At 68.3% G+C, this 26,393-nt stretch carries 21 protein-coding genes; 10 read left to right on the top strand and 11 right to left on the bottom strand.

What is annotated here, in order from left to right:
- Positions 1-104 precede the first annotated feature (104 nt).
- The 3 genes from SFC76_RS02645 to SFC76_RS02635 are packed head-to-tail and all read right to left on the bottom strand — an operon-like array spanning position 105 to position 4,166.
- Positions 105-938 carry a 4-(cytidine 5'-diphospho)-2-C-methyl-D-erythritol kinase gene (locus SFC76_RS02645; protein WP_322847928.1) on the bottom strand — a complete coding sequence of 278 codons (834 nt, stop codon included), beginning with the start codon at positions 936-938 and terminating at the stop codon, positions 105-107.
- The gene (locus SFC76_RS02640) at positions 935-2,539 is read right to left on the bottom strand and encodes a tetratricopeptide repeat protein (RefSeq protein ID WP_322847927.1); all 1,605 of its coding nucleotides are present in this window, start codon (positions 2,537-2,539) and stop codon (positions 935-937) included. The genes SFC76_RS02645 and SFC76_RS02640 overlap by 4 nt, the downstream gene beginning before the upstream one ends.
- The gene (locus SFC76_RS02635; protein ID WP_322847926.1) at positions 2,511-4,166 is read right to left on the bottom strand and encodes an electron transfer flavoprotein-ubiquinone oxidoreductase; all 1,656 of its coding nucleotides are present in this window, start codon (positions 4,164-4,166) and stop codon (positions 2,511-2,513) included. The genes SFC76_RS02640 and SFC76_RS02635 overlap by 29 nt, the downstream gene beginning before the upstream one ends.
- 164 nt (positions 4,167-4,330) lie before the next feature.
- Between SFC76_RS02635 and SFC76_RS02630 the strand changes: the two genes are divergently transcribed.
- The 4 genes from SFC76_RS02630 (at position 4,331) to SFC76_RS02615 (ending at position 10,681) form a co-directional block, all read left to right on the top strand.
- Complete coding sequence (locus SFC76_RS02630) at positions 4,331-5,074, top strand: uracil-DNA glycosylase (RefSeq protein WP_322847925.1); 744 nt, start codon at positions 4,331-4,333, stop codon at positions 5,072-5,074.
- Between the two features lie 647 nt (positions 5,075-5,721).
- Entirely contained in the window at positions 5,722-6,894 is a 1,173-nt protein-coding gene (locus SFC76_RS19580; protein ID WP_416222378.1) for a lytic transglycosylase domain-containing protein, read from the top strand.
- A gap of 320 nt (positions 6,895-7,214) precedes the next feature.
- Positions 7,215-8,810, top strand: a complete 1,596-nt coding sequence (locus SFC76_RS02620; RefSeq protein ID WP_322847923.1) for a long-chain fatty acid--CoA ligase — start codon at positions 7,215-7,217, stop codon at positions 8,808-8,810.
- Positions 8,811-8,890: 80 nt separating this feature from the next.
- Positions 8,891-10,681, top strand: a complete 1,791-nt coding sequence (locus SFC76_RS02615; protein ID WP_322847922.1) for a cation:proton antiporter — start codon at positions 8,891-8,893, stop codon at positions 10,679-10,681.
- 101 nt (positions 10,682-10,782) lie between these two features.
- Here the strand turns inward: SFC76_RS02615 and SFC76_RS02610 are convergent, their stop codons facing one another.
- Positions 10,783-11,217: a DUF488 domain-containing protein gene (locus SFC76_RS02610; RefSeq protein WP_322847921.1), complete on the bottom strand. Its 435-nt coding sequence runs from the start codon at positions 11,215-11,217 to the stop codon at positions 10,783-10,785.
- A 65-nt stretch (positions 11,218-11,282) separates the two neighbouring features.
- On the opposite strand from SFC76_RS02610, the gene trmFO reads away from it, so the two are divergent.
- A complete protein-coding gene (gene trmFO, locus SFC76_RS02605; protein ID WP_322847920.1) occupies positions 11,283-12,647 on the top strand; it encodes a methylenetetrahydrofolate--tRNA-(uracil(54)-C(5))-methyltransferase (FADH(2)-oxidizing) TrmFO in 1,365 nt (454 codons plus the stop codon).
- On the opposite strand, the gene SFC76_RS02600 is transcribed toward trmFO, so the two are convergent.
- From SFC76_RS02600 to SFC76_RS02590, 3 genes are read right to left on the bottom strand one after another with little or no spacing between them, the layout of a single operon-like run.
- On the bottom strand, positions 12,583-13,053 hold the full coding sequence (locus SFC76_RS02600; protein WP_322847919.1) for a histidine kinase: 471 nt from the start codon (positions 13,051-13,053) through the stop codon (positions 12,583-12,585). The two genes, trmFO and SFC76_RS02600, sit on opposite strands and share 65 nt — an antisense overlap.
- A gap of 29 nt (positions 13,054-13,082) precedes the next feature.
- Positions 13,083-13,523 carry a hypothetical protein gene (locus SFC76_RS02595; RefSeq protein ID WP_322847918.1) on the bottom strand — a complete coding sequence of 147 codons (441 nt, stop codon included), beginning with the start codon at positions 13,521-13,523 and terminating at the stop codon, positions 13,083-13,085.
- A gap of 56 nt (positions 13,524-13,579) precedes the next feature.
- Positions 13,580-14,254 (bottom strand): squalene/phytoene synthase family protein, encoded by a 675-nt coding sequence (locus SFC76_RS02590; protein WP_322847917.1) that lies wholly within the window; start codon positions 14,252-14,254, stop codon positions 13,580-13,582.
- A 76-nt stretch (positions 14,255-14,330) separates the two neighbouring features.
- On the opposite strand from SFC76_RS02590, the gene SFC76_RS02585 reads away from it, so the two are divergent.
- Genes SFC76_RS02585 through SFC76_RS02575 form a run of 3 tightly spaced genes read left to right on the top strand, consistent with a single transcriptional unit; the run spans position 14,331 to position 17,574 of the window.
- Positions 14,331-16,250 carry a TadE/TadG family type IV pilus assembly protein gene (locus SFC76_RS02585; RefSeq protein ID WP_322847916.1) on the top strand — a complete coding sequence of 640 codons (1,920 nt, stop codon included), beginning with the start codon at positions 14,331-14,333 and terminating at the stop codon, positions 16,248-16,250.
- A complete protein-coding gene (locus SFC76_RS02580; RefSeq protein WP_322847915.1) occupies positions 16,247-16,846 on the top strand; it encodes a TadE/TadG family type IV pilus assembly protein in 600 nt (199 codons plus the stop codon). Before SFC76_RS02585 ends, SFC76_RS02580 begins: the two co-directional genes overlap by 4 nt.
- Positions 16,843-17,574, top strand: a complete 732-nt coding sequence (locus SFC76_RS02575) for a TadE/TadG family type IV pilus assembly protein (protein ID WP_322847914.1) — start codon at positions 16,843-16,845, stop codon at positions 17,572-17,574. The genes SFC76_RS02580 and SFC76_RS02575 overlap by 4 nt, the downstream gene beginning before the upstream one ends.
- Positions 17,575-17,688: 114 nt before the next feature.
- Here SFC76_RS02575 and SFC76_RS02570 read toward each other — a convergent pair whose 3' ends face one another.
- From SFC76_RS02570 to SFC76_RS02555, 4 genes are all read right to left on the bottom strand, one after another.
- Positions 17,689-19,110, bottom strand: coding sequence for a pyruvate dehydrogenase complex E1 component subunit beta (locus SFC76_RS02570; protein ID WP_322847913.1), 1,422 nt, complete (start codon positions 19,108-19,110; stop codon positions 17,689-17,691).
- A gap of 1 nt (position 19,111) precedes the next feature.
- Positions 19,112-20,152 carry a pyruvate dehydrogenase (acetyl-transferring) E1 component subunit alpha gene (gene pdhA, locus SFC76_RS02565; RefSeq protein WP_322847912.1) on the bottom strand — a complete coding sequence of 347 codons (1,041 nt, stop codon included), beginning with the start codon at positions 20,150-20,152 and terminating at the stop codon, positions 19,112-19,114.
- A gap of 279 nt (positions 20,153-20,431) precedes the next feature.
- A complete protein-coding gene (locus SFC76_RS02560; protein ID WP_416222372.1) occupies positions 20,432-20,842 on the bottom strand; it encodes a MerR family transcriptional regulator in 411 nt (136 codons plus the stop codon).
- Between the two features lie 35 nt (positions 20,843-20,877).
- A complete protein-coding gene (locus SFC76_RS02555; protein WP_322847910.1) occupies positions 20,878-22,572 on the bottom strand; it encodes a long-chain fatty acid--CoA ligase in 1,695 nt (564 codons plus the stop codon).
- A 123-nt stretch (positions 22,573-22,695) separates the two neighbouring features.
- On the opposite strand from SFC76_RS02555, the gene SFC76_RS02550 reads away from it, so the two are divergent.
- The gene (locus SFC76_RS02550) at positions 22,696-23,832 is read left to right on the top strand and encodes a thiolase family protein (protein WP_322847909.1); all 1,137 of its coding nucleotides are present in this window, start codon (positions 22,696-22,698) and stop codon (positions 23,830-23,832) included.
- Positions 23,832-26,150, top strand: coding sequence for a 3-hydroxyacyl-CoA dehydrogenase/enoyl-CoA hydratase family protein (locus SFC76_RS02545; protein WP_322847908.1), 2,319 nt, complete (start codon positions 23,832-23,834; stop codon positions 26,148-26,150). The genes SFC76_RS02550 and SFC76_RS02545 overlap by 1 nt, the downstream gene beginning before the upstream one ends.
- The last annotated feature ends 243 nt before the right edge of the window (positions 26,151-26,393 follow it).

Raw genomic sequence — 26,393 nt, 5'->3', positions numbered from 1 at the left:
GCGTCTGTTTCGCTATGTACGACGTTTGTTCCTGCGGAACAAGAGGGGAACGACGGGATTGTGATCCTTTATCGGATCGCCGCCCCGCTTCCCGAAGCCTGAATTCAGGTCAGGATCGTCGCCAGCGTCCACCAGCCGCGCGACGACGCGTGTTTCGCCGCCGTATCGCGTGCCTCGACCGACTCGAACAGCGCGAAGCAGGTCGCGCCGCTGCCCGACATGCGCGCCAGCCGCACGCCCGCCGCCGCATCGAGCAACGCCAGCACCGCGGCGATCGCCGGCGCGATCGCCACCGCCGGCGCCTGCAGGTCGTTGCGCCCCGCCAGCGCCCGCGCGAGCAGATCGCCGTCGGCGGCGATGCCGCCGCGATCCACGCCATCCCAGCGGCCGAACACCGCCGCGGTGCTCACCGCGACCCCGGGATTGACCAGCAGCAGCGGCATCCCCGCCAGGCCGTCGACCGGCAGCAGCGCCTCGCCCTTGCCCGTGCCGAGCGTCGCGCGGCCGAGCAGGCAGGCGGGGACGTCCGCACCCAGGCCCTCGGCGATGACGAACAGCCGCGGGTCGTCGGGCGCGATGCCATGGAGCCCGGCGAGCGCACGCAGCGTCGCCGCGGCATCGGCCGAGCCGCCACCGATCCCCGAGGCGATCGGCAGATGCTTGTCGAGCGTGATCGCATGCGGCTGCGCGATATCGAATGCCGCGCGAAAGGCATGCGCGGCGCGAATCACCAGATTGTCAGCATCCGGGGCGCCGGCGAGCGCCGCGGCGAACGGCCCGGTGATCGCGAACCGGTCGGTCACGTCAGGCACCACGGTCACGGTGTCGCCGTCGGCGGCGAAGACGAACAGCGTCGCCAGATCGTGATAGCCGTCCGGGCGGCGGCGACGGACGTGGAGCGCGAGGTTGATCTTCGCGGGCGCGGGCTCGACGATCATTTGCGCGGCAATCCCTGCGCGGCCTTGGCGGCGAGCCGCGTCGCATCGTCGGCCGAGGCGGTCAGCGCCGCGGCACGCCAGGCGTAGCGCGCCTCGTAGCGGCGGCCGCGCGTCCAATAGAGGTCGCCGAGATGCTCGCCGATCTCGGCGTTGATCGGATCGCCCGCGGCGGCGCTTTCGATCAGCGGCTGCGCGCGGGTGACGTCGCCACCGATGAAATAGGCCCAGCCGAGCGAATCGGCGATCGAGGCATCGTCGGGCTTCAACGCATGCGCGCGTTCGAGCATCGCGATGGACTGCGGCACGTCGACGCGCCGCTCCGCCTGCGCGTAGCCGAGATAATTGAGCGCGAGCGGTTCGCGCGGCGCGATCGCCACCGCCTTCTGCAACGCGATGCGCCCCGCCGGCCAATTGCCCGCCTGTTCGAGCGCGCCGCCATATTGCAGCCAGGCGCTCCACGCGGTCGGATCGGCGTCGACGACGCGGCGATACCAGTCCGCCGCCTCGCGATGGCGGTTCATCGCGCTGAGCTGGTCGGCGTAGGTCTGCCAGTCGCTTTCCCCCGCCCCTGCCCGCTCGGCACCGCTGCGGGCGAGCGCCAGCGCGTCGTCGGGGCGGCCGGCGGTGGTGAGGATGCTGATCCGCGTCGCGGCGGCGGTCGAGGCATAGGCGCTGGCGGGGCCGATGCCGTCGAGCGTCGCCAGCGCGCGCGGGATCGCCTTGTCCTTGGCGAGTGCGGCGGCGAGCAGCAGCCGGGCGCGGTCGTTGGCGGGCCAGGCGATCACCGCGGTGCGCGCGAGCGCGATCGACAGATCGGGCGCGTCCTGATCGGCGAGGTCGCCGGCGATCCGGCCGAGCAGCCGCGACACGCCGAACCCCAGCGTCGGCTGCGCGGCATCGCCCGCGCGGACCGCCGCGAATACCGGATCGCCGCCGGCGAGCAGCGCGCGCGCGCGATCCGTTTCGCCGCGGCCGAACAGCAACTGCCCCGCGGACAGGCGCAGGTCGACCGGCGATCCGGTCTCGCGCAGCGCCTGGACGGTGGCGAGCCCCTGTGCGGTGTCGCCGCGCGCGATCTGGAGCAGCGCCGCGGTCTCGGCGGCGAGCCGCTGGCTGACCGGGTCCTTGCCCGCCCGCGCGATCTGCGGCGCGGGATCGTTGCCTTGCGCGAAGGCGATCCATCCACGCAGCGACGGGACCAGCACCGCCAGCGGCGTCGAAGCGAGCGCATCGGTCGCTGCGCTCGCGCCGGCGAAGTCCTGTTTCGCCGCCGCGACGGCGAGCGGCAGCAGCGGCAGTTCGGCGGGCGCCTCCGGCCGGCCGCGCAGCACCGCGGCGGCGCGGGTGGCGAGCGCGACATCGCCCGCCGCCAGCGCCTCGCGATAGGCGCGCAGCGCGATCGCGGTGCTCGCCGGCGCGGCGGCGAGCGCGCGGGCGTAGCCGGCGGCGGCGATATCGACCCGGCCGTCGGCATCGGCGGCGCCGGCCTTCAGATATTCGGCGAGGTGGCCGGTGTCGGCCGCCGCCGGAAGGACCGCGCCGAGGCTGAGCAGCGACGCGAGGAACAGGCGTTTACATGTTGGGATAATTGGGGCCTCCACCACCCTCCGGCACCACCCAATTGATGTTCTGGGTCGGGTCCTTGATGTCGCACGTCTTGCAGTGGACGCAGTTCTGCGCGTTGATCACGAACTTGGGATCACCGGTGTCCTGGCCCACGATCTCGTAAACGCCGGCCGGGCAATAGCGTTGCGCGGGTTCGTCGTAGAGCGGCAGGTCGTATTCGACCGGCACGTTGGGGTCCTTGAGCGTCAGATGGACCGGCTGGTCCTCCTCGTGGTTGGTGTTCGACAGGAACACCGAGGAGAGGCGGTCGAAGGTCAGCACGCCGTCGGGCTTGGGATAGACCGGCGGCTTGACCAGATCCTTGCGCCACAGGCTCTCGTGATCGGGATGATGCTTCATCGTGAACGGCATCCTGAGCCCGAAATGTTCGAGCCACATCGTCACGCCGGCAAGGCCCGAGCCGAGGAAGTCGCCGAACTTCTTGACCAACGGCACGACGTTGCGGACGACCGACAGCTCCTTGTGCAGCCACGACGTCTCGAATGCCGCCGGATAGGCGGCGAGTTCGTCGTGCTCGCGCTGCGACAGGATCGCCGCGACCGCGGCCTCGGCGGCCATCATGCCCGACTTCATCGCGCCATGCGTGCCCTTGAGCCGCGGCACGTTGAGGAAACCCGCCGAACAGCCGATGAGCGCGCCGCCGGGGAAGACCAGCTTCGGGATCGACTGCAACCCGCCGTCGTTGATCGCGCGCGCGCCATAAGAGACGCGCTTGCCGCCCTTGAGGATCGCGGCGATCTCCGGATGCGTCTTCCACTTCTGCATCTCCTGGAAGGGCGACAGATAGGGATTGGTATAATTGAGCCAGGTGACGAAGCCGAGGCTGACCTGCCCGTTCGCCTGATGATAGAGCCAGCTTCCGCCGTTGGCGTCGTCGCCGAGCGGCCAGCCCTGCGTGTGGATGACGCGGCCGGGGCTGTGCAGCGCGGGATCGATGTCCCACAATTCCTTGATGCCGAGGCCATAGACCTGCGGCTGCGCGTCCTTCGCCAGATCGAAGGTGCGGATCGCCTCCTTGGTGAGGTGACCGCGCACGCCTTCGGCGAAGAAGGTGTATTTGGCGTGGAGTTCGAGGCCGGGGGTATAATCGGATTTGTGCGTGCCGTCGCGCGCGACGCCCATGTCGCCGGTGGCGACGCCCTTCACCCTGCCCTGTTCGTCGAACAGGATCTCCGCCGCGGCGAAGCCCGGGAAGATCTCGACGCCCAGTTCCTCGGCCTTGCCCGCCAGCCAGCGGCACAGATTGCCGAGGCTGCCGGTATAGGCCCCCTTGTTGTGCATGAACGGCGGGGTGAGGAATTCGGGCAGGTTGCGCTTCTTGGTCGCGGTGAGCACCCAATGATGGTTCTCGGTCACCGGCACCTCGGCGAGCGGACAGCCGTCCTCGCGCCAGTTCGGCAGCAGCTCGTCGAGACTGCGCGGATCGATCACCGCGCCCGACAGGATGTGCGCGCCGACCTCCGAGCCTTTCTCCAGCACGCAGACCGACAGGTCCGCGCCCTGTTCGGCCGCGACCTGTTTGAAGCGGATCGCCGCCGACAGGCCCGCCGGGCCGGCGCCGACGATCACCACGTCATAGGGCATCGATTCGCGTGTCGACATCATTCCACTCCCGGCACCATCCGCGGTGCGTCACGCTTGTATGTTGTCGGCGGCGGCAAAAGCGTTCAGGCGCACGACGACAACGGCTCGTCTCCGGCCCGCGATCGGACAAGTTGACGCAAACGTCAACCTGGAGAAGGATCGTCGCAACAAAAAGGAATAATGTGGGGGCCGATCAGCATATCGACTGGATGAGCAGCGTCGGCAGCGCGCTCGACTGGTGGCAGGAGGCGGGCGTCGACACGCTCGTCGAGGACGTTCCGCGCGACTGGCTGAGCCAGCCGATGCCGGCGCCCGCCGCCTTCGCCGCCGCAGCCACCGCCGCCGCGGTGCCGGCCGCCCCCGCCGCCGCGACGATGCCCGACGCGCTCGTCGATTTCATCGCGTGGCGGCTGGGCGACGCGGTACCCGAGGTCGAGTGGCGCGGCGTGTCGATCGCCGCCAGCGGCCCGCCCGACGCCGCGATCATGGTCCTGGTCGACTGCCCCGATAAGGACGACGGCGAGGCGGGCACGTTGCTCAGCGGTGCGGCCGGCGTCCTGTTCGACCGGATGCTCGCCGCGATCGGCCTGTCGCGCGAGACGATCCACCTTGCCGCGGTGTGCGCCAAACGGCCCGTTGCCGGGCGGATGCCGCGCGATACCGAGACGCGGCTGTCCGACATTTCGAAGCACCATATCGGCCTGGTCGCGCCAAAACGGCTGCTGCTGCTCGGCAATGCGGCGAGCCGTGCCATTCTGGGGGCGGAAATGCCGGGGACGCGCGGGTCTTTGCATTCATTTAACCATAAGAGCGGAGAGACCGGGGTCGTCGCCAGCTTTCACCCGCGCTTCCTGCTCGAGAAGCCCGTGGCAAAGGCGGAGGCCTGGAAGGATCTGCAATTGCTGATGGGAAACCTGCCCACATGACCCGCACGCTCGCGCTGACCCTGGCGCTGATCGCGCTGCCCGCCGCCGCGCATGCCGCCGGGCCGTCCGAACCCGCCGGCGACGCCAGGCTGCCCGCCGCCGCCGCGCCCGCCGATCGCATTCCCGATCAGCTCGATACGGTGCAGCGCGACGGCTATCGCGCGGTGTTCCAGGCGATCCGCGACGGCAAATGGCAGGACGCGCAGCTCGGCCTCGACGCGATGAAGCCCGGCCCGCTACATGCCATCGCGCGTGCCGAATTGTTCACCGCCAAGGGCTCGCCGCGGGTCGAGCTGGAACCGCTCGTCGCGCTGCTCAACGAAGCGCCCGAGCTGCCCGAGGCCGAATCGCTCGCCCGCCTCGCCAAGGCGCGCGGCGCGGTCGAGCTGCCGCCGCTGCCGCAGGCGCAGCGGCTGATCTGGCAGGACGGCGCCCCCCGCCGCGTCCGCGCCAAGGCCACCAAGAGCGACGAGATCGCCGCCGAACTGGCGCTCAAGATGCAGCCGTTCGTCAAGGCCGACATGGGGGCGGAGGCGCAGGCGCTGCTGGAGACGACGCCGGGCCTCACCGTCGAGGCGCAGACCGAATGGCAGGCGAAGGTCGCCTGGATGTATTTCCTCACCGGTGACGACGTGAACACGCGGGCGATGGCGGCGAAGGCCGCCGCCGGCTATGGCGACTGGGCGGTGCAGGGCCGCTGGACCGGCGCGCTCGCCGCCTGGCGGCAGAACGATTGCGCCGCGGCGGAAAGCGGCTTCGAGGGCGTCGCCGCGCGCGCGACCGACGTCGATCTGCGCGCCGCCGCGCTGTATTGGACGTCGCGCGCCGACATGGTCTGCGGCCGGCCCGACAAGGTGCAGGCGCGGCTGCAATCCGCGGCGCAATTCTCCGAGAGCTTCTACGGCCAATTGTCGCGCCAGGCGCTGCTGATCAAGGACAAGGGCAAGCCGTCGACGCAGATCGTCGCCGCCGACTGGGCGCGGCTCGACAAGCGGCCCAACATCCGCGTCGCCGCCGCGCTCGCCGAGATTGGCGAGACCGACCTCGCCGACACCGTCGTGCGCCAGCAGGCGCGGATCGGCGACCCGTCGGAGTTCGGCAGCCTCGTCCGCGTTGCCGAGGCGCTGAGCCTGCCCGCGACCACGGTGTGGCTCGCGCACAATTGCCCGCAGGGCGTCGTCGCCACCGCCGAAGCGCGCTATCCGACGCCGAACTGGACGCCGTCGAGCGGCTGGCGCGTCGACAAGGCGCTCGTCTACGCGCACACGCTGGAAGAAAGCGGCTTCCGCAACAAGGTGGTGAGCCCGGCGGGCGCGTACGGCCTGATGCAGATCATGCCCGCCGCCGCGACCGATTATTCGCGCGAACGCGGCCTGCCGCTCGACAAGACCGCGCTGACCAAGCCCGCCACCAACATGGATATCGGCCAGCGCCATCTCGAACGGCTGCGCGACATGGCCGGGGTGACCGGCGGGCTGCTGCCCAAGGTGATCGCCGCCTATAATGCGGGGCCCCGCCCGGTCGGCGACTGGAACGCGATCGTCCACGATAACGGCGATCCGCTGCTCTATATCGAGAGCATCCCGTATTGGGAGACGCGCGGCTATGTCACGACGGTGCTGCGCAATTACTGGATGTACGAGGCGCAGGGCGGCCGCAAGGCATCGGTCAGCCGCTCCGCGCTGGCGCAGGGCCTCTGGCCGCGCTTCCCCGGCCTGCCCGGCGCCGCGGCGGTCCGCATCGCGGGACGCCCGAGCAACACCGCGATCGCGGTCAACGGCAGCGTGAGCCCGCAATCGCGGACGGTGACGGGGAACTGAGGCGGAGGCATTCGGGAATGCTCACGCTTGCAGAGCAAATGCCGTTCGACCCATGACATAATCCTCCCCCGCAAGGGGGAGGGGGACCATTCGGCGTAAGCTGAATGGTGGAGGGGGAGGACAGGGTGGGAGCTAAATTGCGAGGCTCCCAACCTTTCCTCCCCCTCCGTCAGCGCTCCGCGCTGCCACCTCCCCCTGGCGGGGGAGGAATAAGCGAGCAATCCTTCGTCACGGCTCGTGAGCTTGCCTCACCTCCTTCCTGCGGTATGGTTCGGTCCGATGTGGGATGACCCCCGCGCGCCATGGGAAAGGACGAATCGATGCTCGGCGGGATGCAGGATTTCGAGCTGCGGGTATCGACCCTGATCGATCACGCCGCGCGCGAGCACCCGACCCGCTCGATCGTCACGCACTGGGCCGACGGCAGCGAGACGCGCAGCGACTGGCGCACCCTGTCGCACGACGCCAAGCGGCTGGCACAGGCGCTCGAACGGCTCGGGGTGCGGCCCGGCGAGCGGGTGGCGACGCTGGCGATGAACCACGGCAACCATCTCGCCGCCTGGTATGCGACGATCGGCATGGGCGCGGTGATTCACACGATCAACCCGCGGCTGTTCGACGACCAGCTCGTCTATATCGCCAACCATGCCGAGGATCGCGTGTTGCTCTACGATCGCGCCTTCCAGCCGATCGTGGACCGGCTGCGCGCGCGATGGACCAGCATCGACCGTTATGTGGTGATGGACAGCGACGGCGCCGACGGCGTCGCCGCGCTGATCGCGCCCGAGGACGGCGATTATGCCTGGGTCACCGGATCGGAGCGCGAAGCCTGCATGCTCTGCTACACCAGCGGCACCACCGGCCATCCCAAGGGCGTGCTCTACGACCACCGGTCGATCCTGCTCCACGCGCTGCTCGTCGCCTCGCCCGCGGTGCTCGGCCTGTCGTCGGCGGCGGTGCTGCTGCCGGTCGTGCCGCTGTTCCACGCCGCCGCCTGGGGTACGCCGTTCGCCGCACCGCTCGCCGGGGCGAAGCTCGTCTTCTCCGCGGTCAACGACGCCAGGGTGCTGTGCGATCTGATGAACCGCGAAGGCGTCACGATCTCGTCGGGCGTGCCGACGGTGTGGCTGGCGATGTTCGCGCATATCGACGCGACCGGCGAGACGCCGCGCGCGCTCAGGATGGCGACGATCGGCGGCTCGGCGGCGCCCCGCGCGATGATCGCGCGGCTGATCGACATGGGCGTCGAGGTCAAGCATCTGTGGGGGATGACCGAGACCTCCCCGGTCGCCACCGCCGCCGCACCGCCGCCGGACTGGCCGAGCTGGCCGCGCGACCGCCAACTCGACCTGCTCACCAAACAGGGCAGCGTGCCTTATGGCGTCGAGCTGGTCGTGCGCGACGACGACGGCACGCCGCTGCTCCGCGACGGCACCAGCGCGGGGCGGCTGCACATCCGCGGCCCGTGGGTGATCAAACGCTATTTCCGCGCCGAGGCGGATGCGATCGACGCCGACGGCTGGTTCGACACCGGCGACGTCGCGGTGATCCACCCCGACGGCACGATGCAGATCACCGACCGGTCGAAGGACGTGATCAAATCGGGCGGCGAGTGGATCAGCTCGGTCGAGCTGGAAAATGCCGCGATCGGCTGCCCCGGCGTCGCCGAGGCGGCGGCGATCGGCATCGCGCATCCCAAATGGGACGAACGGCCGCTGCTCGTCGTCGTCCGCAAGCCGGGCAGCGACGTCAGCGCGCGCGCGATCCTCGACCATCTCGCCGGCGTGGTGGCGAAATGGTGGCTGCCCGACGGGATCGCGTTCGTCGATACGCTGCCGCACACCGCGACGGGCAAATTGCTCAAGACCGCGCTGCGTGAGCAATTCCGGGACTATCGGTTCGCGGAAACGAAGTGACCGATCCCCTCCCCGGCTGCGCGATCGCCGAAATCGCAATCATCGGCTGACATTTCCCGGCTGGTGCCTACAATCCCCTTATGGCGATCGGACTGGATAATGCGGGCTTCAGCGACGCGCTGGTGATCCTGGGGGCGGCGGGGCTGGTGATCCCCGCCTTCGCGCGCTTCCGGGTCAGCCCGATCATCGGCTTCATCCTCGTCGGCATGCTCGTCGGCCCCGACGGGCTCGGCGCGCTGACCGGCCGCGCGCCGTGGCTCTATTACCTCACCATCTCCAACCCGCATTCGATCGAGCCGTTCGCCGAATTCGGCATCGTGCTGCTGCTGTTCTCGATCGGGCTCGAACTCTCGTTCAGGCGCTTGTGGTCGATGCGCGCGCAGGTGTTCGGCACCGGCCCGGCCGAGCTGATCGGCTCGGCGGCGCTGATCGCGGTGGCGGTGCATCTGCTCGGCCAGGATTGGGGCGGCGCCGCCGGCCTCGGCCTCGCGCTGGCGCTGTCCTCGACCGCATTGGTGCTGCCGCTCGTCGGCACGACCAGCCCGGTCGGCCGCGCCGCCTTCGCGATGCTGCTGTTCGAGGATCTGGCGCTGGTGCCGATCATCTTCGCGCTCGGCGCGATGGCGCCGACCGCCAGCCCCGACGGCTGGGTCGGCATCGCCGGCGTCGCGTTGCGCGGGCTGGCGACGGTGGTGGTGATGTACCTCGGCGGCCGGCTGGTGCTGCCGCGCCTGTTCGCACAGGCGGCGCGCACCAAGAGCCCGGAACTCTTCCTCGCCGCCTCGCTGCTCGTCGTCATCACCGCCAGCGTCGCGACCACCGCCGCCGGCCTGTCGCCGATCGTCGGCGCGCTGCTCGCCGGGCTGCTGATCGCCGAGACCGAATACCACACCGAGGTCGAGGTGATGACCGCGCCCTTCAAGGGCCTCGCGCTCGGCGTGTTCCTGATCACCGTCGGGATGAGCGTCAACCTGCGCGAGGTGCTGGCCAATTGGCCGTCGCTGCTCGGCGCGGTGGTGGCGGTTGTCGGGGTCAAGGCGGTCGTCACCTATCTGCTGCTCCGCGTCGCGCAGACCGGGCGCGGTATCGCCGCCGAGACCGGGCTGCTGATGGGCAGCCCGTCGGAGACGACGCTGATCGTGCTCGCCACCGCGGCGCAGGCGCAGCTCATCCTGCCGTCGACCGCCGCCTTCTGGCAGACGGTGACCGCGATCGGCCTGACGATCACGCCGCTGCTCGCCAAGGCGGGCCAGCGATTGTCGCGCGGGATCGACCGCTTCACCCCCGGCGACGGCCTGCCCGAGGACGCGCTCGGCGAGGGGCCGGGTGCGGTGGTGATCGGCTTCGGCCGCGTCGGGCGGATGGTGTCCGACATGCTCGCGGTCCACGGCCAGCGCTATATCGCGGTCGAGGCGGATATCGACACCGTCGCCGAGGCGCGGCGCAGCGGCCATCCGGTGCTGTTCGGCGATATCGCGCGCGGCGATTGGGTCGAACGGCTCGACCTCGCCCGCGCCCGCGCGCTGATCCTGACGATGGACGATCCGGTGCTGACCGTGCAGCTCACCCGGCGGATGCGCGCGCTCGCCCCCGATCTGCCGATCATCGCCCGCGCCCGCGATCCGCGCCACGCAGCTGAACTCTATCGCGCCGGCGTCACCGACGCGGTGCCCGAAACGCTGGAAAGCTCGCTGCAATTGTCCGAGGCGGTGCTGGTCGACCTCGGCGTCGCGATGGGACCGGTGATCGCCTCGATCCACGAGAAGCGCGACGAACTGCGCCAGTCGATCCGCGCCGAGGCGGAGATCGACCGCGAACCACGCATCCGGCGCGTCCGGCGGCTGGGGGAGCCGATGCCCGGCAAGGTGTGAACGGTCCTACCATCACGCCGTTCGCCCTGAGCCTGTCGAAGGGCAAGTGAGTCTCAAGACACTTCGACAAGCTCAGTGCCAACGGCGGCAAAAACCGCCGCTCATGTATACAGGTCGACAACCTCCGCCCCCTCGCCGACCGCATCGAGCAGCAGCGTACGATGGCAATGTTTCGGGTCGCGCTCGAAGCAGAGCAGCGCGCTCGGCGTCTCCGCAGCCAATCCCAGCATGATGGCGGCGGCCGCCTGCGCCTCGGGCAGTTCGAGTTGCTCCTCATAGACCGCCTCCAGCGTCGCCACGTCGCCCTTCTTGGCGGCGTCGCGCCCGCGCTTGGGGGTGCCGAGCGCCTTGAGGTGGACATAGGCGATCCCCGCCTCGGCGAGGCTGGCGGCGAGCGAGGATTTCGAGAAGCCGGGCCGCCGCGACAACGGCAGCGCGCGCACGTCGATCACCCTTTTCACCCCCGCACGGTGCAAAGCGGCGAGGAAGTCGGCCATCGTCGTGGCTTCATAGCCGATGGTGTAGATCGTGGTCATGCCGGCCGAACGCACGAGCCGACCGCCGCGTTGCCCGCCGCCGCGGTGCGGCCTAAGGCACCCATATGACCCATGATATCCATATCGTCGGCGGCGGCCTCGCCGGTTCGGAAGCCGCCTGGCAACTCGCCGAGGCGGGTTATCGCGTCCGCCTGTCGGAGATGCGCGGCTCGGGCGAGCGCACCCCCGCGCATCAGACCGACCATCTCGCCGAACTCGTCTGCTCGAACAGCTTCCGCTCGGACGATGCGGAGGCCAATGCGGTCGGCCTGCTCCACCAGGAGATGCGCGCAATGGGGTCGCTGATCATGCGCCAGGCGGACGCGCATCGCGTTCCCGCCGGGTCGGCGCTGGCGGTCGACCGCGACGGCTATTCCGCCGGCGTCACCGCGGCGCTCGCCGATCATCCCAACGTCACGCTCGTGCGCGAGCGGGTCGACACGCTGCCGGAAGGGCCGGCGATCCTCGCCACCGGGCCGCTGACCGCAGCGGGCTTGGCGCAGGCGATCGGCGGCGCGACGGGGGCGGAGGCGCTCGCCTTCTTCGATGCGCTCGCCCCCATCGTCCACGCCGACACGATCGACATGGACGTCGCTTGGAAGGCGTCGCGCTGGGACAAGGGCGAGGCCGATTACATCAACTGCCCGATGGACAAGGAGCAATATCTCGCCTTCCACGCCGCGCTGATCGCCGGCGAGAAGACCGAGTTCAAGGATTGGGAAAAGGACACGCCCTATTTCGAGGGCTGCATGCCGATCGAGGTGATGGCCGAGCGCGGGCTCGACACTTTGCGCTACGGCCCGATGAAGCCGGTCGGGCTCGACAATCCCCGCACCGGCCGCTGGCCCTATGCGGTGGTCCAGCTCCGCCAGGACAATGCGCAGGGCACGTTGTGGAACATCGTCGGGTTCCAGACCAAGCTCAAGCACGCCGAACAGGTCCGGCTGTTCCGCACCATCCCCGGCCTGCAGAATGCGGACTTCGCACGGCTCGGCGGTCTGCACCGTAACACCTTCATCCGCTCGCCCGAGCTGCTCGACCCGACGCTGCGGCTGAAGAGCCGCCCGAACCTGCGCTTCGCCGGCCAGATCACCGGCTGCGAAGGCTATATCGAAAGCGCCGCGATCGGCCTGCTCGCCGGCCGCTTCGCCGCGGCGGAACTGGCGGGCAAGACGCTCGCACCGCCGCCGGTGGAGACGGCGCTCGGCGCCTTGCTCGGTCACATCACCGGCGGTGCGGAGGCCGAGACCTATCAGCCGATGAACGTCAATTTCGGGCTGATGCCGCCGATCCCCGGCCGCACCAAGAAGGCCGACCGCAAGCGCATGTATACCGATCGCGCGCGCGCCGCCTTCGCCGGCTGGCTCAACTCTCCTCCGCCGGCGCCGCAGCCGGCGGACATTTCGGCCGGGACGATGGCTTCCGCTTGACCGCGGTGGTGGCGAATTCGGCGGCGTCCATCGCGCCGGATTTGTCATGGTCCGCGGCGACGAACTTGGCGGTCGCCTTGGCCGCCCATTCGTCGAAGTCGAGCCGGCCGTCGCCATTGGCGTCGAGCTTGGCGAAGCCCTTGCGCCGGTTGGCGAGATATTCGTCGCGCGTCACCTTGCCGTCCTGATCCCGGTCGTAGCGCGCGAAGCGTTTCTGCTCGCGCGTCGCCTCGGAGGCTTCGGGCACCGGGTCGGCGTCGGCCGTGCCCCCGACGGGCGCCGCCGCCGCCGCCTGCACCGCGGGCTGCGCGGGCAGCAGCGCCGGTCGTACCGATCCGCCGAACAGCATCACGCCCCCCGCCACCGCCGCGAGCACCGCCGCACCGATCGCCCAATATCGCCACATCGTACGTCCCCCTCTGTCTCAGCCCTCGCTCATCCCAGCGACAGGCCGCGCGGCGGGTCCGGCCAGCGGCCCCCCGCCCCACGCGCCACATCGCGCCGGGGATCGAGCCATTTGCCCAATTCGCCTGCGTCGATCGTGCTCGAGCGATCGCGATCCGCCGCGTCGAACTGCGGATCGGCCCATTCCCCCAGATCGAGCCGGCGGTCGCCATCGGCATCCAGCCGGGCGAACGCCGCCCGCGCGGCGGCGCGATATTCGTCGCGCGACAGCACGCCGTCGCGGTTACGATCGTGCGCGGCCAGCCGGGCATGCGCGGCCGCCGCGGCATCCGGCGAGGTCGCCGGCCACGCCGGCCTGTGCAGGGTTTCCGCGGGCGGCACGGTCGACGGTCCATCGGCGTGCAGCACCGCGACCAGGCCGACGCTACAGCCGACGAGTAACGCCACCTCTTCCATCAGCCGTCGCCGCATCGCCGAGTCCCCCGCCGCAAGTCGAGGCTAGCATGGCGAGCGGTCACCGCAAATGTTCATCGACCGGTTATTCTAAACCGCCCTACCTTCATAGCCTTGGCAAGTGCCGATCCGGGGGCGGCATCCAGCCGCGCGATCAGGCTCAACACACCGATCGGGCGCAGCTTTGCTGGCCAAGGCGCTGAAAAAGCTTGCGACAACTCGCGCTGCGCGGCGTCTGCTGCGAGTCCGGCCGCCGCCGGCGCGGACAAATGCCCGGCGAGATCGGCGAGCGCCCAGCCCCGCCCCGCCGGTGCGAGTAGCGGCGTGTCGCCCCCGAGCACCACCGCCGCCGCCGCGAACAGACCGCCCCCCCGCGCCTCGGCGTGACGGTCCAGCGTCTCCGCGGCAAGCGGATCGGACACGATCAACTCCTCCCACCCGTCGATCATTCCCGCCACCCGCGCTCCGCTCACCCCCGCCGGCAGCAGATGCCGCTGGACGTCGCGCAGCAACGGCTCGGCAGGCGCCGGCTCGCGATCGAGCTTGGTCAGCGCCTCGTGCCACCACGTCAGCCGCATCTGCCCGACCATCGGCTCCCGCGTCGCGCGGACGATCCCGGCAAGACGGCTGTCGAGCGCGAAGAGCGCCTCGATCGGCGGGCGCGCGGGCGCGGCGGCAACGAGCAACGCAAGCGCGCGGCCGTCGGTGGCCGCCTGCGGCCCATTGGCGCGTGGATCTTCGTTAACCATGCCGTTTGACTGCGATTTCATACCACCCGGTTAACTGGGAATGTCCAACAGAACAAACGAGAGCCGATTTCAGGCCATGTCCACGTCGCGGTCGTCCTCTTCCCCCGGTCTCCTGACCCGGCTGCGCCGCGACATCCGCGGCAACACGCTGGCGATCATGGCGGCCGCGTTGATCCCCTTGATCGGGTTCGCCGGATCGGCGGTCGACATGGCGCGACTGTACGTCGTCAAAGTGCGGCTTCAGCAGGCCTGCGACGCCGGCGTGCTCGCCGGGCGCAAGGCGATGATCGACACGCAGATGTCGACGCCGCTCGAAACTGCCGCGGCGACGCAGGCGACCGCCTTCTTCAACAACAATTTCCGTCCCGGCTGGTATCAGAACCGCAACGTCAGTTTCTCGACCAGCAAGGCGTCGGTGAACACCACCGCCGGCGTCGCCAATGCGGTCAGCGGCACCGCCTCGACAACGTTGCCGATGGCGCTGATGCAATTTTTCGGGGTGAGCGCGCGGACGCTGACGGTCACCTGCCAGGCGGTATTCGATGTCGGCGATGCCGACGTCATGTTTGTGCTCGACATCACCGGCTCGATGAACTGCTACCCCAGCGATCCGGCAACCTGCGGCAATGCGACGGAAAAGCCGGCCTATGGCTGGGGCAATGCGATCACTTATTCGAAGATCGAATCGCTGCGCCAATCCGTTCTGCTCTTCGACAATACGATGCGGTCGAGCACCGATCCGTCGACGCGCATCCGCTACGGGTTCGTGCCCTACGCCTCCGCGGTCAACGTCGGCCGGCTTATCCCCGCGCAATATCTCCAGCAGAGCTGGACCTACCAGAGCCGCCACCTCTCACCGCTGATCGGCGCGGTCGGCTGGGGCGGCAGCGACAAGATGCTGCCCGGCGATTATGCCCCCTATCAGCTGCTTGCCGTCCCCTTTTCGCTTTCCAACATCCCCAAGGCGATGTGCGTTGCGCAGCGCTACCCGGCGACCGGCTTCACGACGAGCGGACCCAATTGGAACACCAATTATCCACAGGCGATGAAATATTACAACGTGAGCTGGAGTGCCTCGTCGGGCGGGACATGTTCGGGCTGGCAACAGCCGCTCCGCCCCTATTGGCGCTACGAGCCGGTGCAATGGGATGTTTCGCAACTGCTCGGCACGATCAACGGCGGCACGGTCGCCGACCCGACGCGGTTCGACGGGTCCACGTCGGGCTGGAAGGGCTGTATCGAGGAACTCAACACCTCCAAGGGTGCAACCTTCGACGTGAACGCGCTGCCCGACGACCTCAACCCGGACGTCATCCCCGCGGCGTCGACGAACAAGTGGCGGCCGCTGTGGCCGGATGTCGTCTACCAGCGCAACAACACCGGTTTCCAGGATATCACCGACGAGAACACCAACGACAACAGCAACAGCTATCGCGCCGGCTATTCGCTCGCGAACAGTGCCTATACGGCCTGCGGCATGCAGGCGCAGCGGCTGACCGTCATGAGCGCGCAGGACGTCAATGATTACGTCTACAATAGCGACTTCAAGGCGGTGGGCGGCACCTATCACGACGTCGGGATGATCTGGGGCTTGCGGATGCTGTCGCCCAACGGCGTGTTCGCCGCAGATACCAGCGCGCGACCAGGACGGCCCGCGCCGTCGCGCAACATCGTCTTCATGACCGATGGGACCATGTCGCCCAACGGGGAGATCTATGGCCAATATGGTGTCGAGGACTGGGACAATCGTACCGGCGGCGCAAATAACGACAATCAGGATTATGCCAATCACACCGCGCGCTTCCGCATCGAATGCGATGCGGCCAAGAAGCGCGGCATCAGCATCTTCGTCGTCGCGCTCGGCACGAGCATCACCCCGGACCTGACCTATTGCGCGTCCCCCGGCCAAGCGTTCCAGGCGAGCAGCACCGATGCGGTCAAAGGTGCGTTCCGCACGATCGCACAGCGGCTGGCGATGCTGAGGATCAGCCAGTGAGACGGCGGCTGCGCACGCTCGCAGCCGACGCCCGCGGCGCCACGATCATCGAATTTGCGATGGTCGTGCCGGTTATGCTGCTGCTGATCATGGGTCTGGGCGACATCGCCTATCAGGCCTATCTGCAGGCGGTGCTGACCGGCGCGGTGCAAAAGGCGGGGCGCGACGGCACGATCCAGAACAATGCCTCGGCGAATGCGGGCACGACGCTGGACCAGCGGGTGATGAGCCAGGTCGTCGGCGTCGCCAGGACGGCGACGGGCACCTCGTCGCGCAAGAGCTTCGGCCAGTTCGGCTATATCGCCGCGGAGCCGTTTCAGGACAACAACAACAATGGCGTGTACGACGCGGCGACCGAATGCTTCACCGACGTGAACGGCAACGGCACCCGCGATCTGGATCCGGGCATCGCTGGCCAGGGCGGCGCGAATGACGTCGTCGTCTACACGATGACCGTCCAATTCTCCCGCCTGTTCCCTTTGGCGAAGATGATCGGCTGGCCGCAACGCGCGACGATCAGCGCGACGACGATCCTCAAGAACCAGCCCTATGCGACGCAGGCCGGCCCGACCGCGCAGCTGGTGTGCCCGAAATGACGACGATTCCGATCCGGCGGCGGGCACGCGACCTTGCCCGGGAGACGGGCGGCCTCGCGCTGCTCGAATTCGCCCTGACGCTGCCGCTGGTGCTCGGCATCGGCGCCTGGGGCACGGAGATGGCCTGGCTGGCGATCACCAACCTGCGCGTCAGCCAGGTCGCGCTCAATCTGGCCGACACCGCATCGCGCGTCGGCGTGATGGGCAACAGCGGCATCACCCAGTTGCGCGAGGCCGACATCAACGACGTGCTGACGTCGGCACGGCTGCAGGGCGCAGCGCTCGATCTCACCAATCGCGGCCGCATCACCATTTCGAGCCTCGAACAGCTGACCGCCGGCAGCCAATATCTTCATTGGCAGCGCTGCCTCGGCAAACGCAGCGGCACGGGCTACGATTCGACGTACGATCGCAGCAAGGGCACGATGGATCGCGGCGATGGCATCGGCACCGATGCGAGCAGTGCCGGCGTAGCGCAGCCCGACGGCATGGGCGACACGAGCGGCACCAAGGTGAACGCCCCGGTCGGATCGGCCGTGATGTATATCGAGGTCAGCTACGATTACCGGCCGATCTTCAGCGCGGCCTGGGTGCCCGGTGGCGCGGCGGTGACTCGCATCCGCTACACGGCCTCCTACGTCGTCCGCGACCGGCGCGATTTCACCCAGATCTACAATCCCAACCCCGCCGCGACGCAATATTTCTGCGACCTCTATACGGCGAATTGACCGTAATGTGGCGCTCCGCCAGGCGGGGCGTCGCCGGACCGCAACGCAAAAGGCCGGGCACGATGGCCCGGCCTTTCCCGATGCAGCGAACGAAAACCGTTCACGCCACCGCGATCAGACGATCTTCTTCACCGTGGCGACGACGCGCTTGGCGTCGATCAGCGCCTTCTTCTCGAGGTTGGCGGCGTAGGGCAGCGGCACGTCCTCGTTGGTGACGCGCAGCACCGGCGCGTCGAGGTCGTCGAACCCCTCTTCCATCACGATCGCGGTGATCTCCGACGCGATCGAGCAGGTCGGCCAGCCCTCTTCCACCACGACGAGGCGGTTGGTCTTGGCGAGGCTCTTGAGCACGGTGTCCTTGTCGAGCGGGCGCAGCGTGCGCAGGTCGATCACCTCCGCCTCGATGCCCTCGCCCGCCAGCGTCTCGGCGGCTTCGAGCGCGAGGCCGACGCCGATCGAATAGCTCACCAGGGTGACGTGCTTGCCCTCGCGCATGATCCGCGCCTTGCCGATCGGCAGGACGTAATCGTCGAGCTTGGGAACGTCGAACGAACGGCCGTACATCAGCTCGTTCTCGAGGAAGACGACCGGGTCTTCCGACCGGATCGCCGCCTTGAGCAGGCCCTTGGCGTCGGCCGCGTCATAGGGCGCGATGACGATCAGGCCGGGGACGCTGGCATACCAGGGCGCGTAATTCTGGCTGTGCTGCGCGCCGACGCGGCTCGCCGCGCCGTTGGGGCCGCGGAAGACGATCGGGCAGCGCATCTGGCCGCCGGACATGTAGTTGGTCTTGGCCGCCGAATTGATGATGTGGTCGATCGCCTGCATGGCGAAGTTGAACGTCATGAATTCGATGATCGGCTTCAGGCCGCCCATCGCCGCGCCGGTGCCGACGCCGGCGAAGCCATATTCGGTGATCGGCGTGTCGATGACGCGGCGGTCGCCGAACTCGTCGAGCAGGCCCTGGGTGACCTTATAGGCGCCCTGATATTGCGCGACTTCCTCGCCCATCACGAAGACGCGGTCGTCCTTGCGCATCTCCTCCGCCATCGCGTCGCGCAACGCTTCGCGGACGGTGGTCTTCACCATCTCGGTGCCTTCGGGGATCGCTGGGTCAGCCACACCCTTCTTCTCGGCGGAAGCGACGAGCTTCTGCGTGCCGCTCTCCTGCTCAGCCGCCGCGGCGCCCTCCGGGATCGGCGGTGCGGCTTGGTCGGTCGCCTCGTTCTTGGGCGCGGGATTGGCGCCCTCGCCCGCGGTCGAGCCGGCGGTGGTCGCCGCATCGGCGCTTTCGCCGTCTTCGAGCAGCACGGCGATGACGTCGCCGACCTTCACATTGTCGGTGCCCTCGGCGACGACGATCTTGCCGATCGTGCCTTCATCGACGGCCTCGAACTCCATCGTCGCCTTGTCGGTTTCGATCTCGGCCATGATGTCGCCGGACTTGACGGTGTCGCCTTCCTTGACGAGCCATTTGGCGAGCGTGCCCTCCTCCATCGTGGGGGAGAGGGCGGGCATCTTGATCTCGATTGCCATCTTAGTACGTCTCCACCAGCACGTCGGTATACAGCTCGGCCTCGGCGGGCTCGGGCGTGCTTTCGGCGAAATCGGCGGCTTCGTTCACGGTCTTGCGGATCTCTTGTTCGATGGTCTTGAGGTCGGCCTCGGTCACGCCCTGCGCATCGAGCAGCTTCTTGACGTGCTCGATCGGATCGGACTTGTCGCGCACCCCCTGCACTTCCTCGCGGCTGCGATATTTGGCGGGGTCGGACATCGAATGGCCGCGATAGCGATAGGTCTTCATCTCGAGGATGACCGGCCCCTTGCCGGCGCGCACCCAGGCGAGCGCCTCCTCGGCGGCACCGCGGCAGGCGAGTACGTCCATGCCGTCGACCTGGATGCCGGGGATGCGGAAGCTCTCGCCGCGGCGATACAGCTGGTCCTCGGCCGAGGCGCGGTTGACGCTCGTACCCATCGCATATTGGTTGTTCTCGATCACGAAGATGATCGGCAGCTTCCACAGCTCGGCCATGTTGAAGCTCTCGTACACCTGGCCCTGGTTGGCCGCACCGTCGCCGAAATAGGCGAGGCAGACGCCACCGTCGTTGCTGTACTTGTGACCGAAGGCGAGGCCGGTGCCGAGCGACACCTGCGCGCCGACGATGCCGTGGCCGCCGTAGAATTTATGCTCGGTCGAGAACATGTGCATCGAACCGCCCTTGCCGCGGCTGATGCCGGCGGCCCGGCCGGTCAATTCCGCCATGATGAGCTTGGGATCGATGCCGTAGGCAAGCATGTGGCCGTGATCGCGATAGCCGGTGATCACCGAGTCCTTGTCGCCGTCGAGCGCGGACTGCAGGCCGACCGCGACCGCTTCCTGACCGATGTAGAGGTGGCAGAAGCCGCCGATGAAGCCCAGGCCGTACAGCTGGCCGGCCTTTTCCTCGAACCGGCGGATCAGCAGCATGTGCTTGTAGAAGTCGAGCAATTGCTCCTTGGTCGCCTCGAACGGCTTGGGATCGGCGGGACGCTCGCGATTGGTGAGCGGTACGGCGGGAGGAGCAGGCGATTTGGCCACGTATTACCTCAACGGTCCTGGGGGATGTGGCGCTGCCTATAGTCCCCCTTCTGCCCGAACATCAATTCCCTGAGGCAAGAAGGTCGTGCGGGACCGGGATGGGACCGATCCGATCGAATCCCGCGCGGCACCCGTCGATCCGGACGTGCTCCGAGGTCCATGCCGCGGCGAGAAGAAGAATCTGAGGCGAAACCGTTCCCTGCAGCCCCGTGGACCCCGTACAAGTTCGCGACCTCTGCAAAACACCGGATGTACCCCGGCCCGTCCGTCTCCGCCAATCTAGCCCGCGGCGCGGCGTCCGTCGGGTTCGTGGGCGTGGACGCGGGCGAGCGCTTCGCCCTCCAGCTTGGCGAGATCGGCGAGCGTCTGGTCGAGCGTGTCGCGCTGCTGCTCCAGCTCGGTGATGCGCTGGCGCACGCGCTCGGCGAGCGCGCGCATCTGTTCGAGATGCTGCGGATCGGCGTCGTAGAGGTCGAGGAATTCGGCGATGTCGGTCAGCGAGAAGCCGAGCCGCTTGCCGCGCAGGATGAGCTGCATCCGCGCGATCTCACGCCGGCGATAGACCCGCGTCGTCCCGATCCGGGACGGTTCGATCAGTCCCTTGTCCTCGTAGAAGCGCAGCGTCCGCGGCGTGATGCCGAGCATGTCGGCCACCTCCTGGATTCCCTGCAGGTCTCCGCCCTCGTCCATCATCCGCTCCCCGACGCCTACCCCTGCCCGACCGCTTATCGCGCCGCCTTGGCGAGTTCCTCCTCGACAAGCTCCTTCTTGGAAAGCTTGCCGATCAAGGTCTTGGGAAGAGTGTCGCGGATTTCCACCTCGCGGGGAAGCTCGATCTTGCTGATCTTGTCGCGCAGGAAATCGCGCAATTCCGCCGGCGTCGCGGCGCCGGGCGGGTTGAGCACGACGAACGCCTTGGGCGCCTGGCCGCGATGCGCGTCGGCGACGCCGATCACCACCGCCTCGACCACCGCGGGGTGTTCGTACAGCGCCTCCTCGATGACGCGCGGATAGACGTTGTAGCCGCCGCACAGGATCATGTCCTTGATCCGGTCGACGATGAACAGATAGCCGTCGGCGTCGAGATAGCCGACGTCGCCGGTGCGCAGCGCGCCGTCGGCGAACGCCGCCTCGGTCTCCGCCGGCTTGTGCCAATAGCCCGACATGATCTGCGGCCCGCGCGCGCAGATCTCGCCCTTCTCGCCCGCCGGCACGATCTGCGCCGGGTTTTCGCGGTCGCGAATCTCGATCGTCGTGCCGGGGAACGGCAGGCCGGCCGAGCCTTCCTTGTTGACCCCCTCGAACGGGTTGCAGGTGATGATCGGCGAGGCTTCGGACAGGCCATAGCCCTCGACCAGCTTGGCGCCGGTGTTGGTCTCGAACGCATGCCGCACCTCGACCGGCAACGGCGCGCCGCCGGAAATGCAGACCTTGATCGCCGACAGATCAGGACGCTGCTCGGCCGACAGATTGGCGAGCGCGTTATAGATCGTCGGCACCGCGGGGAAATAGGTCGGGCGGGTGCGCTTGAGCGTCGCCAGCAATTGCTTCAGTTCGAAGCGCGGCAGCAGGATCATCTCGGCAGCGACGAGCGTCGAGAAGGTCAGCACGTTGGTCAGCGCGAAGACGTGGAACAGCGGCAGGACGCCGAGCACACGATCCTGATCGGGCACCTCGCCGCCACAATGAACCAGCATCGCGTCGGTATTGGCGACGATATTGGCATGGCTCAGCATCGCCGCCTTGGGCACGCCGGTGGTGCCGCCGGTATATTGCAGTACCGCGACCTCGTGCGGGTCGAACGCGACCGGTTCGGGCGTGCCGCCCTTCGCCATGAAGTCCGCGTAATAGAGGTGGCGGGCGCTCGCCGGGGCGCGACCGATCTCCTTGCGCTTGACCAGTTTGTAGCCGAGCTTCTTGAGCCCCGGCAGCACGTCGGCGATCGGGCAGCTGATGACGTGGCGGATGCCCGTCTCGCCCGCGACCTTGAGCACGCGCGCCTGGATGTCGGCGATGTCGCAGGTGGCGATGATCTCGGCGGCCGAATCCTCGATCAGATGCGTCAGCTCGCGCTCGACGTAGAGCGGGTTGACGTTGACGACGATGCCGCCCGCCTTCAGCGTCGCATAGAACAGCACCGGGTAATACGGCGTATTGGGCAGGCACAAGGCGACGCGCGTCCCCTTGACGACGCCGAGCGCCTGCAGCGCCGCGGCGGCGCGATCGACATCGGCGGCGAGCGCACCCCAAGTCGTGATCCGCCCCATGAAGTCGACCGCCGGTCGATCGGGAAAGCGCGTCGCCGACCGGGCGAGCAGGTCACCCAGCAGCCGCGGCTGCGCGACCAGCGGAACGCCGTGCCGGACCGCCAGCGGCGCGGCAACAATGGTGCTCGTGTCTCGGCTCGCGTCGTCGCTCATCCGTCCATCCTCTCATCATATCCATCGAGCATATTGTCCGCTCGTGCCACTTGACGTAATGGGAAGGTATCGCACCTATACGGCATCCCGCAAGTCTCGGTTGCCTGCAAAAGAGAGGATTCCATGACCAACGTCGTCATCGCCGGTTATGCGCGCTCGCCCTTCCACCTCGCCGGCAAGGGCGCACTCGCCCGCGTCCGCCCGGACGACCTTGCCGCGCAGACGATCCGCGGACTGATCGACAAGACCGGCGTCGACGCGTCCGAGATCGAGGACATCATCCTCGGCTGCGCGTTTCCGGAGGGCGAACAGGGGCTCAACGTCGCGCGGCTGATCGGCCTGCTCGCCGATCTGCCGCTGTCGGTCGGCGGCATGACGGTCAACCGCTTCTGCGGGTCGTCGATGAGCGCGATCCATATCGCGATGGGCCAGATCCAGATCGGCGCCGGCGAGGCTTTCATCTGCGCCGGCCTCGAATCGATGAGCCGCATCCCGATGGGCGGCTACAATCCCCTTCCCAATCCGGTGCTCGCGAAGGCGAACCCCGGCGCCTACATGGGAATGGGCGACACCGCCGAGAACGTCGCGACCAAGTATCAGATCACCCGCGGCGAGCAGGATGCGTTCGCGGTGAAGAGCCAGCAGAAGGCCGCCGCGGCGCGCGCCGACGGCCGCCTCGCCGACGAGATCGTGCCGATCACCACTAAGGCCGGCACGGTCAGCGAGGACGGCACGATCCGCCCCGACACCACCGTCGAGGCGCTCGGCGCGCTCAAGCCCGCGTTCAGCCAGGACGGGTCGGTGACCGCCGGCACATCGTCGCCGCTGACCGACGGCGCGTCGGCGGTGCTCGTCACCTCCGAGGAGTTCGCCAAGAAGCACGGCCTCAAGATCCTCGCCCGGATCAAGGCAGTGGGCGTGTCGGGGATCGAGCCCGAGACGATGGGCCTCGGCCCGATCAGCGCCTCGCAAAAGGCGCTCGCCCGCGCCGGCGTGTCGGTCGCCGACCTCGATGTGGTCGAGATCAACGAGGCGTTCGCCAGCCAGGCGATCGCCTGCATCCGCGACCTCGGCCTCAAGGACGATACGATCAACAAGGACGGCGGCGCGATCGCGATCGGCCATCCGCTCGGCGCGACCGGCGCGCGGATCGTCGGCAAGGCGGCGGCGCTGCTCGAGCGCGAGGGCGGCCGCTATGCGCTGGCGACCCAGTGTATCGGCGGCGGTCAGGGCATCGCCACGGTGCTGGAGCGCGCATGATGGCCGACGCTATTCGCAAGGTCTGCGTGATCGGCGCCGGCGTGATGGGCGCGGGGATCGCCGCACAGGTCGCCAATGCCGGCATCCCGGTGCTGCTGCTCGACATCCCCGCCCGCGAGGGTGACGATCGCGACGCGGTCGCCAAAAGCGCCGTCGCCAGGATGCTCAAGACCGATCCCGCGCCGTTCATGTCGACCGGCGCGGCGAAGCTGGTCGAGACGGGCAATATCGACGATCATCTGGACCGCGTCGCGACATGCGACTGGATCATCGAGGCGATCGTCGAGCGGCTCGACATCAAGCAGTCGCTCTACGCCAAATTGGAGGCGCTGAAGCGGCCCGGCACCGCGGTGTCGTCGAACACCTCGACGATCCCCCTGGCCAATCTCGTCGAGGGGCGTTCGGACCAGTTCAAGGCCGACTTCCTCATCACGCATTTCTTCAATCCGCCGCGCTACATGCGGCTGATCGAGATCGTCCGCGGCGAACATACCGATGTCGCGGTGGCGGAGAAGGTCGAGGCGTTCGTCGACCGCTTCATGGGCAAGCGCATCGTCCGCGCCAAGGATACGCCGGGCTTCATCGCCAACCGTATCGGCACCTTTTGGCTCGCGGTCGCGATCAACGCGGCGATGGACCAGGGCCTCACGATCGAGGAGGCCGACCAGATCGGCGGCCGACCGATGGGCGTGCCCAAGACCGGCATATTCGGCCTCGTCGATCTCGTCGGCGTCGACCTGATGCCGCTCTTGTCGAAGAGCCTGTCCTCGACGCTGCCGCAGGGCGACCCCTATTTCGACACCGTCCGCCCGATGCCGCTGGTCGACCGGATGATCGCGGACGGGTTCACCGGCCGCAAGGGCAAGGGCGGCTTCTACCGCTTCGACAAGGCGACCAGGACCAAGCTCGCGCTCGATCTCGCCACCGGCGACTATCGCGAGGGGATCAAGCCCGCCGCATTGCCGCCCAGGGCGGAGAAGGACCTCGCCGCGCTGATCGGGGTCCCCGGCAAGGTCGGCGATTACGCGTGGGAGATCCTCGGCAAGACGCTCGCTTATGCCGCGATGCTGGTCGGCGAGGCCGCCGACGATATCGTCGGTATCGATGATGCGATGAAGCTCGGCTACAATTGGAAGTTCGGGCCGTTCGAGCTGATCGACAAGATCGGCGCCGCCACCTTCGCCACGCGGCTGCGCGACGAGGGCCGCAGCGTCCCCGCGATCCTCGATACCGCCGGCGATCGCCCCTTCTACCGCGTCGTCGACGGCAAGCGCCAGTTCCTCACCCTTGAGGGCGAGTATCAGGACGTGGTCCGCGGCGAGGGCGTCGTGCTGCTCGAGGATATCAAGCTCGGCGCCGAGCCGATCGTCAGGAATGCCTCCGCGGCGCTGTGGGATATCGGCGACGGCGTCGCGGCGCTCGAATTCACCACCAAGATAAACGCGCTCGACGGCGAGATCATGGCGCTGATCCAGCAGGCGATCCCGATTGTCGAGCAGCGGTTCAAGGCGCTGGTGATCTACAACGAGGGCTCGAACTTCTCGGCCGGCGCCAATCTCGGCATGGCGATGTTCGCCGTCGCCGCGGGGATGTGGGGCGAGATCGAGAAGCTGATCGCCGGCGGTCAGCAGGCGTTGAAGGCGCTGAAATACGCCCCCTTCCCCGTCGTGTCGGCGCCGGCCGGCATGGCGCTGGGCGGCGGCTGCGAAGTGCTGCTCCATTCGGACGCGGTGCAGGCGCATGCGGAAAGCTATGTCGGCCTCGTCGAATGCGGCGTCGGCCTGCTCCCCGGCTGGGGCGGCAACGGCGAGCTCCTCGACCGGTTCGCGAAGGCGCCGATGATGCCGCGCGGGCCGATGCCCGCGGTCGCCAAGGCGTTCGAGACGATCTCGACCGCGCAGGTCTCCAAATCCGCGGCGCTCGCCAAGGAGATGATGTTCCTGCGGCCGGGCGACGGCATCACGATGAACCGCGACCGGCTGCTCGCCGACGCCAAGGCGAAGGCGTTGTCTTTGGTCGAGGGCTATGCGGCGCCGGAGAAGCCGACCTTCCGCCTGCCGGGCGAGAGCGGCCGCGTCGGCATCGCCGGCGTGGTCGACGGCTTCCGCAAGAAGGGCCTGGCGACCGAATATGACGAGATCGTCTCCGGCCGGCTGGCGATGGTGCTGACCGGCGGCGACGCCGATCTGGTTGACATCGTGCAGGAGGACGACCTCCTGACGCTGGAACGCGAAGGCTTCATGGCCGCGGTAAAGGACCCGCGGACGCAGGCGCGCGTCCAGCAGATGCTGACGACGGGGAAACCGTTGCGGAACTGACCTTGGCCGGATCGACATTCGGAGTTTTGGCTAAATTCCTCCCCCGCCAGGGGGAGGTGGCGCGGCGAAGCCGTGACGGTGGGGGAGGACACGGAACCGAGGTGTCGCTTACCTCCCCCTCCGTCATGCCTGCGGCATGCCACCTCCCCCTGGCGGGGGAGGACTTACGCTATGACGATGAATGCCGATCCGGCCTAAGTCCTCCCCCGCAAGAAAGTGGCAGGCCGAAGGCCTGACGGAGGG

It is taken from the genome of Sphingomonas sp. CD22 (assembly GCF_034556155.1).
Classification (GTDB): domain Bacteria; phylum Pseudomonadota; class Alphaproteobacteria; order Sphingomonadales; family Sphingomonadaceae; genus Sphingomonas.
Note: the sequence above shows the minus strand (reverse complement) of the source record. Positions and strands in the feature narration are given on the sequence as shown.